This is a genomic window from Serratia sp. CY52157 (assembly GCF_052168495.1).
Lineage (GTDB): Bacteria > Pseudomonadota > Gammaproteobacteria > Enterobacterales > Enterobacteriaceae > Serratia > Serratia ureilytica.
This window is the reverse complement of sequence record NZ_JBJNMO010000001.1, coordinates 941,341-957,500: the sequence shown is the minus strand read 5'-3', so window position 1 is coordinate 957,500 and position 16,160 is coordinate 941,341. Positions and strand designations below refer to the sequence as shown.

14 protein-coding genes are annotated in these 16,160 nt (G+C 59.6%); 4 read left to right on the top strand and 10 right to left on the bottom strand.

Features of this window, described 5'->3' with window-relative positions:
- The first annotated feature begins 265 nt into the window (after positions 1 to 265).
- A complete protein-coding gene (gene hrpA / locus ACJ8IP_RS04530; RefSeq protein ID WP_164106217.1) occupies positions 266 to 4,153 on the top strand; it encodes an ATP-dependent RNA helicase HrpA in 3,888 nt (1,295 codons plus the stop codon).
- A 96-nt stretch (positions 4,154 to 4,249) separates the two neighbouring features.
- Here the strand turns inward: hrpA and ACJ8IP_RS04525 are convergent, their stop codons facing one another.
- Together ACJ8IP_RS04525 and asr are read right to left on the bottom strand one after the other, a co-directional pair.
- Positions 4,250 to 5,062, bottom strand: a complete 813-nt coding sequence (locus ACJ8IP_RS04525; protein WP_033650290.1) for a trypsin-like serine peptidase — start codon at positions 5,060 to 5,062, stop codon at positions 4,250 to 4,252.
- 295 nt (positions 5,063 to 5,357) lie between these two features.
- Positions 5,358 to 5,636 (bottom strand): acid resistance repetitive basic protein Asr, encoded by a 279-nt coding sequence (asr, locus tag ACJ8IP_RS04520; protein ID WP_164057205.1) that lies wholly within the window; start codon positions 5,634 to 5,636, stop codon positions 5,358 to 5,360.
- A gap of 185 nt (positions 5,637 to 5,821) precedes the next feature.
- Between asr and ACJ8IP_RS04515 the strand changes: the two genes are divergently transcribed.
- Positions 5,822 to 6,727, top strand: a complete 906-nt coding sequence (locus ACJ8IP_RS04515; RefSeq protein ID WP_442524323.1) for an alpha/beta fold hydrolase — start codon at positions 5,822 to 5,824, stop codon at positions 6,725 to 6,727.
- Positions 6,728 to 6,896: 169 nt separating this feature from the next.
- Here the strand turns inward: ACJ8IP_RS04515 and ACJ8IP_RS04510 are convergent, their stop codons facing one another.
- From ACJ8IP_RS04510 to folM, 4 genes are all read right to left on the bottom strand, one after another.
- Positions 6,897 to 8,396 carry a carboxypeptidase M32 gene (locus ACJ8IP_RS04510; RefSeq protein ID WP_033650292.1) on the bottom strand — a complete coding sequence of 500 codons (1,500 nt, stop codon included), beginning with the start codon at positions 8,394 to 8,396 and terminating at the stop codon, positions 6,897 to 6,899.
- A gap of 35 nt (positions 8,397 to 8,431) precedes the next feature.
- Entirely contained in the window at positions 8,432 to 9,736 is a 1,305-nt protein-coding gene (gene rstB, locus ACJ8IP_RS04505) for a two-component system sensor histidine kinase RstB (RefSeq protein ID WP_442524322.1), read from the bottom strand.
- A complete protein-coding gene (rstA, locus tag ACJ8IP_RS04500) occupies positions 9,733 to 10,458 on the bottom strand; it encodes a two-component system response regulator RstA (RefSeq protein ID WP_042784624.1) in 726 nt (241 codons plus the stop codon). Before rstA ends, rstB begins: the two co-directional genes overlap by 4 nt.
- 75 nt (positions 10,459 to 10,533) lie before the next feature.
- On the bottom strand, positions 10,534 to 11,256 hold the full coding sequence (folM, locus tag ACJ8IP_RS04495) for a dihydromonapterin reductase (RefSeq protein WP_033643212.1): 723 nt from the start codon (positions 11,254 to 11,256) through the stop codon (positions 10,534 to 10,536).
- Between the two features lie 183 nt (positions 11,257 to 11,439).
- Between folM and ACJ8IP_RS04490 the strand changes: the two genes are divergently transcribed.
- Positions 11,440 to 11,850, top strand: coding sequence for a hypothetical protein (locus ACJ8IP_RS04490; RefSeq protein WP_033643211.1), 411 nt, complete (start codon positions 11,440 to 11,442; stop codon positions 11,848 to 11,850).
- Positions 11,851 to 11,949: 99 nt separating this feature from the next.
- Here ACJ8IP_RS04490 and ACJ8IP_RS04485 read toward each other — a convergent pair whose 3' ends face one another.
- The 3 genes from ACJ8IP_RS04485 to ACJ8IP_RS04475 all read right to left on the bottom strand — a co-directional run bounded on the left by ACJ8IP_RS04485 (position 11,950) and on the right by ACJ8IP_RS04475 (position 14,474).
- Positions 11,950 to 12,345, bottom strand: coding sequence for a pyridoxamine 5'-phosphate oxidase family protein (locus ACJ8IP_RS04485; RefSeq protein ID WP_033643210.1), 396 nt, complete (start codon positions 12,343 to 12,345; stop codon positions 11,950 to 11,952).
- A gap of 31 nt (positions 12,346 to 12,376) precedes the next feature.
- Entirely contained in the window at positions 12,377 to 12,862 is a 486-nt protein-coding gene (locus tag ACJ8IP_RS04480; RefSeq protein ID WP_442524321.1) for a hypothetical protein, read from the bottom strand.
- 220 nt (positions 12,863 to 13,082) lie between these two features.
- A complete protein-coding gene (locus tag ACJ8IP_RS04475) occupies positions 13,083 to 14,474 on the bottom strand; it encodes an amino acid permease (RefSeq protein ID WP_033643208.1) in 1,392 nt (463 codons plus the stop codon).
- A 57-nt stretch (positions 14,475 to 14,531) separates the two neighbouring features.
- Here ACJ8IP_RS04475 and ACJ8IP_RS04470 point away from each other — a divergent pair, with 57 nt between their 5' ends.
- A complete protein-coding gene (locus tag ACJ8IP_RS04470) occupies positions 14,532 to 14,726 on the top strand; it encodes a hypothetical protein (RefSeq protein ID WP_147837989.1) in 195 nt (64 codons plus the stop codon).
- Here the strand turns inward: ACJ8IP_RS04470 and ydgH are convergent.
- Positions 14,719 to 15,669 carry a DUF1471 family protein YdgH gene (ydgH, locus tag ACJ8IP_RS04465; RefSeq protein ID WP_025302966.1) on the bottom strand — a complete coding sequence of 317 codons (951 nt, stop codon included), beginning with the start codon at positions 15,667 to 15,669 and terminating at the stop codon, positions 14,719 to 14,721. The two genes, ACJ8IP_RS04470 and ydgH, sit on opposite strands and share 8 nt — an antisense overlap.
- Positions 15,670 to 16,160 lie beyond the last annotated feature (491 nt).

Genomic DNA, 16,160 nt, shown 5'->3' with positions numbered 1-16,160 from the left:
AATTCCTTACGTTGTGACAGTGACATCAGGACTCAGCGTCCCTTGCATGAACTACATGCTATTCACATTCCCCCAACAGTGATAGCGCAATATTTCGAGATCTTCGTTCGATTTTATTGAATAACCTGCCGAGGCGTTACTCGCGAAAGTAGGGGGAAAAAGCCGTTTGTGATAGGCTGTGCGGCTAAAGCAAAAAAATCGCTAAAAAAACATTAAACCGTTGCTAAGCCTGGTCTTGGCCACGATGAAACAAGGAACACCGAACGTGAAATCTCCGCTCGAGGCACTGCCGGCCCAACTGGGCGAGCTGATGCTCCGCGATCAACAACGCCTGCGTCGTCGCCTGCAGGGCGCACGAAAAATCAAAAATCCCGATGCCCAGCTGGCGGTCGCCGCCGAAGTGGAAAGCGACATCGCGACGGCGCGGCAAAAAGTGCAGGCGCGCGCCGCGTCTTGCCCGCGCATTACCTATCCGGAAAGCCTGCCGGTCAGCCAGAAAAAGCAGGACATCTTAAACGCTGTCCGCGACCACCAGGTGGTGATCGTCGCCGGTGAGACCGGCTCGGGGAAAACCACCCAGTTGCCGAAGATCTGTCTGGAGCTGGGGCGTGGGGTGAAAGGGCTGATCGGCCATACCCAGCCGCGCCGCCTGGCGGCGCGCACCGTCGCCAACCGCATCGCCGACGAGCTGGAAACCCCGCTCGGCGGCAGCGTGGGCTACAAGGTGCGCTTCAATGATCAGGTAGGGGAAAACACCCTGGTCAAGCTGATGACCGACGGCATTTTGCTGGCGGAGATTCAGCAGGATCGCCTGCTGATGCAGTACGACACGCTGATCATCGATGAAGCGCACGAGCGCAGCCTGAATATCGACTTTATTCTTGGTTACCTGCGCGAACTGCTGCCGAAGCGCCCGGATCTCAAGGTGATCATCACCTCGGCGACCATCGATCCGCAGCGTTTCTCGCGCCACTTCAACAATGCGCCGATCATCGAGGTTTCCGGCCGCACCTACCCGGTGGAGGTGCGCTACCGCCCGGTGGTCGACGACGGCGACGATACCGATCGCGACCAGCTGCAGGCGATTTTCGATGCGGTAGATGAGCTTGGGCGCGAAGGGCCGGGCGACATTCTGATCTTCATGAGCGGCGAGCGCGAGATCCGCGATACCGCCGACGCTTTGAACCGCCTCAATTTGCCGCACACCGAGGTGCTGCCGCTGTATGCGCGCCTGTCGAACAGCGAGCAGAACCGGGTGTTCCAGTCGCACCACGGCCGCCGCATCGTGCTGGCCACCAACGTGGCGGAAACCTCGCTGACGGTGCCGGGCATCAAATACGTCATCGATCCGGGCACCGCGCGCATCAGCCGCTACAGCTTCCGCACCAAGGTGCAGCGCCTGCCGATCGAGCCGGTGTCACAGGCCTCCGCCAATCAGCGTAAAGGGCGCTGCGGCCGCGTGTCGGAGGGGGTGTGCATCCGTCTGTACTCCGAACAGGATTTTCTCTCGCGGCCGGCGTTTACCGATCCGGAAATTCTGCGCACCAACCTGGCGTCGGTCATTCTGCAGATGACCTCGCTGGGGCTGGGCGACATCGCCGCGTTTCCGTTCGTCGAGGCGCCGGACAAACGCAACATTCAAGATGGCGTGCGCCTGCTGGAAGAGCTGGGGGCGATCACCACCGCCGATAACGGCCACTATCAGCTGACGCCGCAGGGCCGGCAGCTGGCGCAGTTGCCGATCGACCCGCGTCTGGCGCGCATGGTGCTGGAAGCGCAGAAGAGCGGCAGCGTGCGCGAGGTGATGATCATCACCGCCGCGCTGTCGATTCAGGATCCGCGTGAGCGCCCGATGGACAAGCAGCAGGCCTCGGATGAAAAACACCGCCGCTTCGCCGACAAAGACTCGGACTTCCTGGCGTTCGTCAACCTGTGGGATTATCTGCAGGAGCAGCAAAAGGCGAACTCCTCCAGCCAGTTCCGCCGGCTGTGCCGCAACGATTTTCTCAACTACCTGCGGGTGCGCGAGTGGCAGGATATCTATACCCAGCTGCGCCAGGTGGTGAAAGAGCTGGGGCTGCCGATCAACAGCACGCCTTCCGACTACCGCAGCGTCCACACCGCGCTGCTGACCGGCCTGTTGTCGCACATCGGCCAGAAGGATGCGGACAAGCAGGAATACACCGGCGCGCGCAACGCCCGCTTCTCGATCTTCCCCGGCTCCGGCCTGTTCAAGAAGCCGCCGAAGTGGACCATGGTGGCCGAACTGGTGGAAACCAGCCGCCTGTGGGGGCGCATCGCCGCGCGCATCGAACCGGAATGGATCGAGCCGCTGGCTCAGCACCTGGTGAAACACAGCTACAGCGAACCGCACTGGTCGAAGTCGCAGGGGGCGGTGATGGCCAGCGAAAAGGTCACGTTGTTCGGTCTGCCGATCGTCGCGGCGCGCCAGGTCAATTACGGCGCCATCGATCCGCTGCTGTGCCGCGAGCTGTTTATCCGCCATGCGCTGGTGGAGGGCGACTGGCAGACGCGCCATGCTTTCTTCCGCGAAAACCAAAAGCTGCGCGCCGAAGTGGAAGAGCTGGAGCATAAGTCGCGTCGCCGCGACATTCTGGTGGACGACGAAACGCTGTTCGGCTTCTACGATCGCCGTCTCCCCAACGACGTGGTGTCCGGCCGTCATTTCGACAGCTGGTGGAAGATCGCCGCCAAACAGCAGCCCGACCTGCTGAACTTCGAAAAAGAGATGCTGATCAAGGATGGCGCCAACAAGATCAGCGCGCTGGATTACCCGAACTTCTGGCATCAGGGCAACCTCAAACTGCGGCTGAGCTATCAGTTTGAACCAGGCACTGACGCCGACGGCGTGACGGTGCACATCCCGCTGCCGATCCTCAATCAGGTGGAGGAGCAGGGGTTCGAATGGCAGATCCCCGGCATCCGCCGTGAACTGGTGATCGCGCTGATCAAATCGTTGCCGAAACCGGTGCGTCGCAACTTCGTGCCAGCGCCGAACTACGCCGAAGCGTTCCTTGGCCGCGTAACGGCGCTGGAATTGCCGCTGCTTGACGCGCTGGAGCGCGAGCTGCGGCGCATGACTGGCGTGACCGTGTCACGTGATGACTGGCAGTGGGATCAGGTGCCCGATCACCTGAAAATGACTTTCCGCGTGGTGGGCGAGAAAAACCAGACGCTGCGCGAAGGCAAAGATCTGGCCGCCCTGCGCCTGCAGTTGAAAGAGAAGGTGCAGGAGACGCTGTCGGCGGTGGCCGATGACGGACTGGAGCAGAGCAACCTGCATGTCTGGAGCTTTGGCCAATTGCCGGCGTTCTACGAGCAGAAGCGCGGCGGCTATTCGATGAAAGCCTATCCGGCGCTGGTGGATGAAAAGGACAGCGTGGCAATCCGCCTGTTCGACAGCGAAAGCGAACAGCAACAGGCGATGTGGCAGGGCACGCGCCGCCTGCTGTTGTTGAATATTCCTTCGCCGATCAAATATCTGCATGAAAAGCTGCCGAACAAGGCCAAGCTGGGGCTTTATTTCAACCCGTACGGCAAGGTGCTGGAGCTGATCGACGACTGCATTTCGTGCGGCATCGACAAACTGATCGCCGAACACGGCGGCCCGGTTTGGCAGGAGGAAGACTTTGCACGGTTGCAGGAGCAGATCCGCGCCGAGCTGAACGACACGGTCGTTGAGGTGGCCAAGCAGGTTGAACAGATCCTGACGGCGGTCTTCAACATCAACAAACGGCTGAAAGGCCGGGTGGACATGTCGTTGGCGCTGGCGCTGTCGGACATCAAGACCCAGCTCGGCGGGCTGGTCTACCGCGGCTTCGTCACCGGCAACGGATGGAAACGGCTGCCGGACACGCTGCGCTACCTGCAGGCGATCGAACGCCGATTGGAGAAACTGGCTATCGATCCGCACCGCGATCGCGCGCAGATGCTGCGGGTGGAGCAGGTGCAGCAGGCGTGGCAGCAGTGGCTGAACAAGCTGCCGCCGAAGCGACAGCAGGAGGAAGAGGTGAAAGCGGTGCGCTGGATGATTGAAGAACTGCGTGTCAGCCTGTTCGCGCAGCAGCTGGGCACACCTTACCCGATCTCCGACAAGCGCATTCTGCAAACCATCGAACAGCTTTCGGGCTAAGCTCAGGCGCGCCGGCCGGCAAACGGCCGGCGCAGCGCAAGTTGAAATTCAGGGAACAGAGAAACAGCAACGGCGCTTGATGCGCCGTTGCGAGAGCTACTTGCCTGCCGCCAGGGCGTCCAGCGCCTCGCGGATGCCGGGCACCGCCAGAGCGCGGTTATCGGCGCGGTAACGATCTTTCGCCGCCGGTGCCGAACTCTGGATGGCGATCAGCTGCCAGCCGTCGGCGGTTTTCAGCAGCAGCGGTGAGCCGCTGTCGCCGGGCAGGGTATCACACTGGTGCGACAGCACCCCTTGCTGGGCCCAGCCGGTCACCTTGCAGTTTTGGTGGCTGTAGAGGTCATCCAGATGGTCCTCCGGGTAGCCCGCCTGGGTGATCAGCCGTTTGGCCTGTTTCAGGGCCTGAGTCAACGCCTTGCTGTCGCCTTGCCACAGCGGCAGCGGGGCGATCGGCAGCGGCGTTTTGTCTTTCAGCCGGATCAGCGCAAAGTCATAAGCGGCGGCGGCGGGCGGCACGATCCAGCCGTCGCCGTCCGGTTTCAGTTTTTTGCCCAGTTTGCTGTCGACCAGGGTTTCAATATTGTCGGTTTGATACTGCCATGATTTATCGCCCGCCACGAAGCGCAGGGCGACGGCTTTATCCAATTGTCCCGGCGGCGCCAGCACGCAATGGCCGGCGGTCAGCGCCAGGTGTGGGGAGATCAGCGTGGCGGTACACAGATTGCCGCTGGCGGTTTCGACCTGGCCGATGGCTTGCCACGGCTGGGCGGCGGTATCCGTGACCTTGATTCGTTCATCTTTGCCGAAAAACAGACGCGTTTGCTCGGCCTTGGACGGGCCGTCGGCGCGTGCCGCCTGGGAGGCGATGAGCGGGAGTGAGCACAGCAACAGTAAAACGGATATGCGCATAGATCTCTTGCCTGACAAATACGGATCATCCATAAACACACTGAATGCTAACTATAGACTGATTTAGCAGCCATGTGGATGGGCAATAACTGATTTTTCAATAATTTCCCGCCGGCGAGGCGACAGGCTACAGATAAAAAAAGACGGCGATCAGTCCACAGAGGATCAGGGCGGTCAGAACGATCTCGAACAGGTAGCGGCGCAGCATCAATGAGAACCCCCCGGATGAAAAAACACCCGGTGAACCGGGTGTCGTGCACGTCAAGCCTGAAGCGGTGAGGGGAACCTCACGACATTACGCTTTTTTGTGGCTGGCTTTCTTGTGGTGCTTTTTAGCCGCCTGGGCTTTTTGCGCCGGGGCTTTTTTGCCGGCTTTCTTGTGATGCTTTTTGGCCGCCTGAGCTTTCTGTACCGGGGCTTTCTTGCCGTGGTGTTTCATCTGAGCTTTAGCCGGCGCAGCGGTGGCGGTGGTTGCGGTAGCCGCAGGTGCGGTAGTGGTGGCAGCCTCGGCAGCGAAAGCCACGGAAGACAGACCCATTGCAGCGGCAACAACCAGAGCTAATACTTTTTTCATCGCAGAATCCTCAACATGACTTTTGGGTATCAACCCCACTGCGGGGCCGTTGAGATGATAGTAGGCAAACGGCGTCCGGCTTTCCGTGAGTGATTGGTTTCGGCTTGTAACCTAATGTACAGGGCGGCGGCGGCAGGAGGGATTGCTGCTATAATGACCGTCAGGCTCGATAAAAGGGATTTAAAATGAACGAGATAACGGTTCGTTGTGGCGTGACGGAACAGGGTGAGGTGCCGCTGGCCTATGAAGACTGGGGCGATGAGGCGCATCCGCCGCTGTTGTTAATCATGGGCATCGGCGCGCAGCTTTTGCTGTGGCCTGACGATTTCTGCCGTGCTCTGGTCGCCAAGGGATTTCGGGTGATCCGCTACGACAACCGCGACGTCGGCCTTTCCGGTAAAACGCGGGCGCGGCGCAAGACGCCGCTGTGGCTGTTGATGTTGCGTGCCCAGCTCGGCTGGCAAACGCCGGTGCCTTATACTCTGGCGGATATGGCGACGGACGCAGCGCATCTGCTCGATCATTTACGCATTCCTCAGGCTCATGTCCTTGGCGCCTCGATGGGGGGGATGATCGCCCAGGTGTTGGCCGCCGAATACCCGCAGCGCGTCGCCTCGTTATGCATCTTGTTTTCCAGCACCAATCAACCGCTGTTACCGCCGCCGGCGCCTTCGCTGCTGTGGTTGCTGGTGCGCCGGCCTGCCGCCGATATGACGCTGCAGCAGCGCCAGGAAGGGATGAAGGCCTTTCTGCGCGCGCTTGGCACCGCGACTTATCCGCCGGAGGAGGCGGAGCTGGATGTCCTGGTGAAGCGGTTGCTGAAGCGGGGCGTGGATCCTGAGGGCATGCAGCGGCAACTTTCCGCGCTGCTCGGCAGCGGCGATCTGCGGCGTTACAGTCGGCGCATCGCCGCGCCGACGCTGGTGATTCACGGCGATCGCGATCGGCTGGTGCGCAAGGCCGGCGGGGTGGCGATCGCTCGAGCCGTCGCCAACGCCAGATTGCAGATTATGCCGGGCATGGGGCATGATCTGCCCGCCGCGTTGAGACCACAACTGGTGACGATGATCGCCCGTCATGCGCTGGGATGAGAGACAGATAGGGGCGCTGCTGTTTATGATTTTAGTTACAACATACTATTGGTGAGTAGCAACCCGCCACCCTGTAGCCAAGGCGTTGCCGGCAAGGAAAGCGCGCTATGTAACATTATTAGGTCAAGCAGAGGAAAAGGGCGCGGCCGTAGCCGCGCACGGGGAGAGATTACAGGTAGCGGTTTTCCAAATGCTGGCGGAAGTAGCGCGGATTGAGCGCTTCACCGGTTGCATTGGCGATCAGCGTGTCGGTCGGGAAACGGCTGCCGTGGCGCCAGATGTTATGCTGCAACCAGTGGAACAACGGCTGCAGATTGCCGGCGGCGATGTCCTCGTTTAGCGAAGGCAGGGCCTGACGCACGCTGTGGAACAGCTGCGCGGCGTACATCGCGCCGAGGGTATAAGTCGGGAAGTAGCCGAAGGCGCCGTCGGTCCAGTGGATATCCTGCATGCAACCGTTGCGGTAGTTGCCGATGGTATCGAGGCCCAGGTAAGCGTGCATCTTTTCATTCCACAGCGCCGGAATGTCCTCCACTTCGATCTCGCCTTCGATCAGCGCTTTTTCAATTTCGTAGCGCAGGATGACGTGGGCAGGATAGCTCACCTCGTCGGCGTCGACGCGGATCAGGCCCGGTTTCACCCGCTGGTTGAGGCGAATGAAGTTGGCTTCTTCCAGCGCCGGCTGTTCGCCAAACTGCGCGGTAACCAGCGGACGCAAGATTTTCAGGAATTCATTGCCGCGCGCCAGCTGCATTTCGAACAGCAGGCTCTGCGATTCGTGGATGGCGGTGGAGCGGGCCAGGGCGACCGGTTGGCCAAGCAGATCGCGCGGCAGGTTCTGTTCGTAACGGGCGTGGCCAGTCTCGTGTACGATCCCGAGCAGCGCGGTCAGGAACTCTTTCTCGTTGTAACGCGTGGTAATGCGCACATCCTCCGGCACGCCGCCGCAGAACGGGTGGGCGCTGACGTCGACGCGGCCGTTGTCGAAGTTGAAACCGAGCAGCTTCATCACGCTCAGGCTCAGCTGGCGCTGGGTGTCCACATTGAACGGGCCCTGAGGCGCCAGGCAGGGTTCATTGGCCTGTTTGGCCACCACGCGCTGCAGCAAATCCGGCAGCCAGGTTTTCAAATCGCCGAAGATGCGATCGAGATCGCTGCTGCGCATGCCCGGCTCATACAGGTTGAGCAGGGCATCGTAACGGCTGGTGCCGGCCGCCTGCGCGCGGATCTGCGCCTCTTCCCGGCTGAGTTTGACCACGTCGCGCAGATTCTCCGCGAAGCCATCCCAGTCGTTGGCCGGGCGCTGGGCGCGCCAGGCGTGTTCACAGCGGGCGCCGGCCAGCGATTTGGCTTCGACCAGCGACGCCGGCAGCAGCACCGCGTCTTCATACTGGCGGCGCATTTCGCGCAGGTTGGCGCGGTCGATCTCGTCCAGCGTCTCTTGCTGCGCGCGATCCAACAGCGCGCCGGTGCTTTGTGCCGTTAAAATCTGGTGCTGCAGCACGCTCAATTCGGCCAGGGCTTCGGAGCGCGCCTTGCTGCCGCCCGGCGGCATCATGGTTTGCATGTCCCAACCGGCGATGGCGGACAGGTGGCCGAAACGCGACAGCCGGCTAAAAAGCGCGCGCAGGTGATCGTAAGCAGACGTGTTGGAATGTGCAGATGTCATTATTATTCGGCTCCAATGAGAAGGGTCCGGCGGTGTTACGCCAGATCGGCTTTTAAACTGAATGTCGGCTTCACCGGCCAGCAGAAACGGAAGCTGGCGCCGCCGAGCGAACTGCCTTCGACGAACACCTGTCCCTGGTAGGCGACGGCGATGGAATGGACGATGGCCAGCCCCAGCCCGCAGCCGCCGGTGGCGCGATCGCGGCTGGGATCGAGGCGAACGAAAGGCTCGAATACCCGCTCGCGCTCTTCCGGCGGGATACCCGGCCCGTCATCTTCGACCTGCAAACAGGCGAGGTCGCCGTCGAACCACAGCCCAACGCGCAGGCGCTGTTCGGAATAGCGCAGCGCGTTGTTGACCAGGTTATCGAGTACGCGCTCCATCAGGCGCAGATCGACGCCGCCGAAGTCGCCGACGTGCGGGATGTCGAGCTGGATGTCGCGTTCCTGATGGATAAGGCGGATATCATCGACCTTGTCATCCAGCCACTTTGGCAGATCGATGGGTTCAATGTTTAACGCAACCTGCGGCCGATCCAGGCGGGCATAGGTCAGCAGCTCGTCGATCAGCGACTCCAGTTGGCCGATATCGCGGTTCAGCGCCTGCTGCTCGCCTTCGGACAGGTTATCGCTCATCTCGAGCCGATAGCGCAGGCGCACCAGCGGCGTGCGCAGCTCGTGGGCGATGCCGTCGATCAGCTGTTTCTTGCTGGCGATCAGGGTGTTGACGTTGTCGGCCATCTGGTTGAACGCCACGCCGAGCCGGCTCAGGCTGGAAGTGGGATCGAAGTGGGTACGTTCATCCAGATGCCCGGCGCCGAGCCGCTGAGCGGCGTTTTCCAGTTTGAGCAGGTCTTGCCAGTGCGGCCGCATCCACAGAAACACCGGCAGCGCCAGCGACATGCCGATAAACACCAGCAACACCAGATCCAGCAGACGCATCTGGTGCAGATAGAACAGATAAGGAATGGGGCCGACCACCAACACATAGTGGCTGCGCGGAATGCGTTGCATAAAGGTGTACTGATCGTCGAGGGCGATGATTTCACCCAGCCGCAGCCGCTTTTTCAGATCCTCGTTCAGTTCCTGTTTGCCGAGCGGTTCGATATGAAGCTTGAACGACAGATTGAGATCCAGCGTGGCGATAGTCTTGTTCCAGTCCTTCAGCGGGATTTCGCGCAGCTCGCTGCGCATCAGGTACAGCGAGCTTTTCATCAAATCGTCCATCGACTGGCGGCCGGCGCGCTCGGCGGTCACCTTGTACACCAGGCCGACCAGCATCGCCATCACCAGAAAACAGACGAACAGCAACAGGAAGAACTGGACGAAAAGTTTTCTCATTGTTGCACCGATGCCCAGGCGTTAGGGGCGAACAGATAGCCCTTGTTGCGCACCGTCTTGATACGGAAAGGCTCCAGCGCGTTGTCGTACAGTTTGCGGCGCAGGCGGGAGATCGCCACGTCGATGCTGCGGTCCATGCCGTCGTAGCTCACGCCGCGCAGGTTTTGCAGCAGCGCCTCGCGATCCATGATCTGCCCGGCGTGGGTCGCCAGCTCCCACAGCAGATCGAAATCCGAGGTGGACAGGGTGATGGTTTCCTCACCCAGCGTAACCTGACGGTTGACCGGATCGATGCACAGCAGCCCGAAATGCAGCGCGTTATGCTGGGTAAGCGGCTGAGCCGACTCTTCTTTCGGCTGCTGGCTGTGTTGACGCAGATGCAAACGCAGGCGCGCCAGCAACACCGCCGGCGGCGTGGTTTTCAGGATATAGTCGTTGGCGCCCATCTCCAGCGACAGGATATGGTTCATGTCGCTGTCGAGCGAGGTCAGCAGCACGATCGGGCCGGGGAAGGTGGGGCGCAGATCGCGGCACAGCGTCATGCCGTCTTTGCCGGGCAACATGATGTCCAGCAGCACCAGGTCGGGTTGCTCGCGCTCGATGCGTGCCTGCGCGCTGTCGCCGCGCGGTTCGATCAGCACCTCGATATCGTGTTTGCCCAGATAGGCGGCGATCAGTTTGCCGACTTCAGGATCGTCTTCCACAAAAACAATTTTATGCATATGCCCGTGTTTTAATAAGAAAAGCGGATTTCAGCATAGCGCGGCCCGCGAGGTTGCGCCAAGCGGATCTTTGCGTCAGCGCAACGGCCGCCCGCCGTCGACGCCGTGGGTGCGGCCGGTGACGTAGCGGCTCTCCAGCAGGTAGTTCACCAGATTGACCACTTCGCTCTCGCCCGGCGCGACCTTCATCAGCGACTTCGCCAGCGCCTGCCGACGATAAGCTTCGTCGTCGCCCGGATTGAAGATGATCAGCGCCGGCGCGATGGCGTTGACTTTGACTTCGGGCGCCAATTTGCGGGCGAACGACCGGGTCATGTTGTCCAGCGCGGCTTTGCTGGCGGCGTAGGCGATATGCTTGTCGCTGCCTTTTTCCACCACATAGTCGGTCAGATGGATAATGTCGGCGCCGGCCTGGCCCTGGCCTGTCAGGCAGGACTCGAGCAGTTGATTGAGCAAATAGGGCGTGTAGACGTGAATTTGCAGCATCGCCGCCATGACCTGTTCCGGTGGCACCTCCGGTGACTCCGCCTGCCAGGCGCTGGCGTTGTGGATCACCGCGCGCAGCTTGGGCGCGGCCTGCCGCACCTGATCGGCGAAACGATAAATGCCTTCATGGGTGGAAAAATCGCCCTGAATGCAGCAGGCGCCCAAGGCTTTCAACTCGGCCATCGCCGGATATTCGCTGCGGTAGGCGATGATGACCGGAACGCCGCGCTGGAGAAACGCTCTGGCGAGCGCCAGCCCTATGCGCCGTGCGCCGCCGGTAATCAGCACCGGGGCGGAGTTGTGGTGTTCCATTGATTAAAGCTCCTGGACAGACTGGCAAACAATAGGGGAATTATGCCATCATACGGCGGAAAGTCGTTAAAGCTTCGCATGATTATCCATTTCTGGATATAAGATCCCCAATGCATTTCAGGTTGCCCCCGGCGGCGGCTTGAAAGACCACGGGTTAACACTGGCCATGAGAGGAATGAGGGGATGAACAGCAATCACCTTGCATCCATCGCGCGCAGTGAGAAAATCTGTTTCGACTATATGGATTTTCTGTCCGCATCGTGCAGGAAGCACTGGCGCTTTGTTGATGCTATTTATGGTGTGATGCCGATCTTCGGCATGGTGTTGAAATCGCGCGTGACCACCTCGCAAACGCGCAAAGAGCAGTTAAAAGAGTTGGCGCTGCAGGTGGTGTCGACGCAGGTCAGCGATGAAACCAACATCGTGCGCCTGATTGACCTGGCGCAGCAGCAGGGCCTGGCGGTGTTTGATATTCAGTTGCCTTATGCGCTGGAGGCTCAACAACTGGCGGCCATTCAGAAAGAGTGTGCGGAAGGCATTGCGATTACTCTGGTGGGTGAACGCATGACCGTCGCGATCCCTCCCAAAAGCTGACCGGGCATCAACCCGGCCGCCCGTTCATGGTTAGGCAATTGACTCGTCGCGATGGCCTAACCATGAACGTGATGTCTCACGCCGCATGACGGCCGGCGTCTAGAGCTGGGTCCCGGCATTCGGGCCGGAGCGCAGGGTATAAATACTGTCTATATGAATTAACACCGCGTACTTCGGCGGCTTCATTCCGTTTTTTTCCGCAAACGTCAACGCATCGTCAAACGGCTTGCCCGCCAGAAACAGTTCGGGCGTGCCAACGAAGCGGTAACCGTCCAGCGCCTCGCGATCGATGACCACAACGGCCATTTTCGAGCCGGCCTTGATGTTTTTCAGCGTTTGGCCACCGGTATTTTCGTTGTAAATCAGCGTACGGTCATCATAGAGGCGCAAAGAGCGCTTGGGGCCGATATCGGGAACGCCGTTCGGGCTGCTGGTCGCCTGCACAGGCAGCTGTTTAGCCAGCATCTTCTTCATCTCGTCATTCAATTCATTCATTACAGATGGCCCTCAGATTGGTGTGTCACTTTTAATGCAAGGTAGCGGAAGCGTTGGCCGCCGGCGCGCAGACGCTGGTTTCCGGCAACCGGTGTTCGCGCAGCAAGTGCAGGGTTTCAATCCTGAAGCGCAGCAGGTGCCGTTCGGCGATCTGCTGCATCTGTTCGCACAGCGACGTATCGTCCAACAGTTGCTCGATAGCGACTCGGGCCTGATGAACATGCAGCTCGACGCCGCGCAGAGGCTTCTGCCGCAGGCGCAGATGGGTAATGTTGTTGAACGTGACGATCAGCGCGGCAAGGGCAGACTCGAAAATATTCAGCGCTTCAAATCTGGCGGTATATTCCGCATTCAGCCAGGGCTTCTCGGCGATGATCGCCTGAGCCCCCTCCAGCGCCTGTTGATAGCGCGTCATCGCCTGGCGATCGTGCCGCTGATTAAACGCCATGTTGCCCTCGGCGATCAGCGCCTCCCAAGCGGTAAACAAAGGTAATGCGTGCAGCAGTTTCTCAGCCATGAAATGCCTTCCATATTCAACCTGTCTTCATCCGCCGCCTGACGCCTCTCGCCAGGGGCACTCGCGTCTTACCATTAATCAATAAATGATAATGATAATTAATTGCATTTGAGATCGCAAGCGTGGCGCATGGCTGACTGTGCAAAGGGGGGGAACGCGGTAGCAGGGGAAAAAGAGGAAGCAAAATGCGGCTGACGGGCAGCCGCATTGACGGGACACTTTAGTGCAGCATAAACCAGCCGGCGGGCAGCGTGGCCACCAGCAGCAGTAAGATGCTGCCTTTTTCCAGGCGATTCAGCAGATTGATATCCTGATGGCCGCGGCGGGCGTACATGAACACCAACAGGCCCGGCGCATACAGCAGCACCGACATCAGCAGGTGCATCAGCCCGGAAGCGTACAGCAGCCATAAACCATAGACGCAGGCGCCGGTGGCGGCGAAGATCAGGCGCTTGTCGCGGCGACGGTAAGCCACCTTGAACAGAAATGCGCCGACCAGGAAGTAAGGCACCAGGATCATTTCCGACGCGATGGTCAACAGCGAGTTGTAGTTGCTGCCGGTCAACCAGATCAGCACCAACGCCAGCTGCACCGCGATGTTGGTCAGCCACAGCGAAGACGATGGGGCGTGATGGCGGTTCTGCTTGCCGAACACGCGTGGAAATGCGCCGTGCTGTGCGGCCAGCAGGGGGACTTCCGCCGCCATGATGGTCCAGCTGAGGTAGGCGCCGCACACGGAAATGATAAGACCGGCGGCGATGATTACGTCTCCCCACGGGCCAATCAGTTCCACCATCAGCACTGCCATCGACGGGTTGCGCATGTCGGCCAGTTCGCTGCGCGGCACCACGCCCAGCGACAGCAAGGTGACCATCAGATACACCGCCAGCGCCGACAGCACCGCCAACATGGTCGCGCGGCCTACGTCCTTCTTATTGCGCGCGCGCGCGGAAACCACCACGGCGCCTTCCACGCCGATAAACACCCACAGGGTGATCAGCATGGTGTCCTTGACCTGTTCCCATACCGGCTTGCCGAGGGCGATCCCCTGGAAGTCCAGCGTGAACACGTCCATTTTAAAGGCAATCGCCGCCAGAACGGCGAACATCCCCAGCGGCAGCAGCTTGGCGAGAGTGGCCGCAAGATTGATGCTGGCGGCGGTTTGCACGCCGCGCAGCACCAGGGCGTGCACGATCCACAGCAGGGCGGATTCGGCGATCAGCGCCTGCCAGGTATTGCCGTCACCGAGAATAACGTTGCCGCCGCGATCGGTGAAAATGCTCAATGCCGCGAACACGATCACCAGATACGAGACGTTGGCGATCACGGCGCACAGCCAGTAACCCCAGGCCGAGCAGAAGCCCATCAGCTCGCCGAATCCCTCTTTGGCGTAGGTGAAGATGCCGCCGTCCAGATCCGGGCGCAGACGCGTAAGCAACAGCATGGCAAACGCCAAAAACAGAATGCCGACGCCGGTGATCCCCCAACCCAGCAGCAGCGCGGCGGGGCTGGCGACCTGCGCCATGTTTTGCGGCAGACTGAACACGCCGGCGCCCAGCATCGAGCTGAGCACCAAAGCGGTTAGCGCGGTAAGACCGAGTTTTTTTTCCAATGACGGATCCTGAACGCAGAATAAACAACTGGAAGGGAACTGCTTGGCGGCAACAATGTGTTAACAACCATTGCGCTAATAGACAATAGCCCTAAAAATTGGCGCAAATTCTACGGAGGGATGATTAGAGATGCAATGATTGAATATGCGGAATTTACAAAAAACTATTCAACGAGCGGCGAAAAGATCGGCAATAAAAACGGGCAGCTCAAGGGCTGCCCGATGGTAAACCGAAAAGCGGGTTTTATTTGAACAGATCGGCGCTGACGGTCAGGTTGCCGCCGCTCTTGTTCTGCCACTGGCGAGTGACGTGGTAGTACTTGGCGCCTTTCTCGGCCGCGCGTTTCGCCACTTCGGTGGACACGTCAGTCATGCTGTTGAAGTGGCCGGTGAAGGTGACGGAATCGAATGGCACCATCTGCGCGGCGGTGACGTTGTTCACTTCCTGAATCTTGGTGCCGTTAGGCAGCGTGACGGTATAGCGTTGGCCGGTAGAGGACTGGGTTTCGAAGAAACGGCCCACTTCGCGGCTTGGTGAACCGGAAGACGCGACGCCAGGAATTTCGACTTTCGCGGCTGCGGCGCCGCCGGCGGCCAGCGCGGCGCGGCCGGCGTCAGAATCGGCTGGGATGGCGTCCGGGCTCTGCACGCGGCGTTTCGGCGCATCGGCCTTATAGATGTAGGCGGTGACGAACTGGTTGCCGCCGGAGTTGGCGTCAACCTGGCGCACGATGAAGAACGAGGCGGCGCCTTTTTTCTGCGCTTCTTTGGAGATGGCGTCGTTAATGTCCGGCTGGCTGCGGTAGAAACCGCTGACGCTCACGGTATCGTAAGGCTCAAGCAGGTAGGCTTCCTCTTTAGGCAGTTCATTCACGCCGTTAAATACGCGGTATTTTGGTGTTTTGCTCACTTCTGGCGCATCTTTATGATAAAGGTCTGCGGTGACGCGCCAGTTGCCGCCGTTGTTGCTGTTGTTGCTGTCCTGGATATAGAAGGAATCGGCACCCAGTTTGTCTGCACGGCGGGATACGGCGTCGACGGCTTCATTGATCGCATTGAAGCGGCCGGTAATCGTGATGCGATCAAACGGCTTCAGCGCCGCTGCTTTCTCAGGAGTTAACTCTTGCGCCGCATGAGCGGACAGCGCGGTGAGTGATAACAAGGCTGACGCGATGATCGTGGTCTTCAGCTTCATAAAAAATCCTTTCGCCTAGCGCATTAACGTTTATAACGTACTGAACTGTTTAAGTGTAATTCAGCCGTCGATTATTACATGTAATTCTGAAAACTGTCTCAGCATTTTATGTTATCCCGTGCGACAAATCCTTGACGGTGACGCGGGTCGCACGGATGGCGCCGCCGCCATAAGTTTCCATAATAAAGGCTTTGGTGTCATTAGTGTTAATTATTCACAAAATGATAACTTTTATGCTTACCCGCCCCGCATGGCGATAAATCGTTACGCCGGGCGCAAACCTCTAACCATGCAGAATGTGCTGTTCTGTATGCATTTTTTCACTGTAAATTGCGATTTGTCATATCGCGCCCGGCGTTTTTATGTAAAAACAGGGCTGAATGCGTAAGCAATTATGGATCATCGACCTTATTTTCAGTAGGTTATAGTTGGCGTCTGAAATCAGTGCGGGCAAGTTGACGCCTCGCTCGCCGATGGCGCCGTTCTATGGG

Bases quoted from the DNA above. Each gene is read 5' to 3' on its own strand.
- ACJ8IP_RS04525 (WP_033650290.1), bottom strand. From the start codon at position 5,062: ATGCGCATATCCGTTTTACTGTTGCTGTGCTCACTCCCGCTCATCGCC.
- asr (WP_164057205.1), bottom strand. From the start codon at position 5,636: ATGAAAAAAGTATTAGCTCTGGTTGTTGCCGCTGCAATGGGTCTGTCT.
- ACJ8IP_RS04515 (WP_442524323.1), top strand. From the start codon at position 5,822: ATGAACGAGATAACGGTTCGTTGTGGCGTGACGGAACAGGGTGAGGTG.
- ACJ8IP_RS04510 (WP_033650292.1), bottom strand. From the start codon at position 8,396: ATGACATCTGCACATTCCAACACGTCTGCTTACGATCACCTGCGCGCG.
- rstB (WP_442524322.1), bottom strand. From the start codon at position 9,736: ATGAGAAAACTTTTCGTCCAGTTCTTCCTGTTGCTGTTCGTCTGTTTT.
- rstA (WP_042784624.1), bottom strand. From the start codon at position 10,458: ATGCATAAAATTGTTTTTGTGGAAGACGATCCTGAAGTCGGCAAACTG.
- folM (WP_033643212.1), bottom strand. From the start codon at position 11,256: ATGGAACACCACAACTCCGCCCCGGTGCTGATTACCGGCGGCGCACGG.
- ACJ8IP_RS04490 (WP_033643211.1), top strand. From the start codon at position 11,440: ATGAACAGCAATCACCTTGCATCCATCGCGCGCAGTGAGAAAATCTGT.
- ACJ8IP_RS04485 (WP_033643210.1), bottom strand. From the start codon at position 12,345: ATGAATGAATTGAATGACGAGATGAAGAAGATGCTGGCTAAACAGCTG.
- ACJ8IP_RS04480 (WP_442524321.1), bottom strand. From the start codon at position 12,862: ATGGCTGAGAAACTGCTGCACGCATTACCTTTGTTTACCGCTTGGGAG.
- ydgH (WP_025302966.1), bottom strand. From the start codon at position 15,669: ATGAAGCTGAAGACCACGATCATCGCGTCAGCCTTGTTATCACTCACC.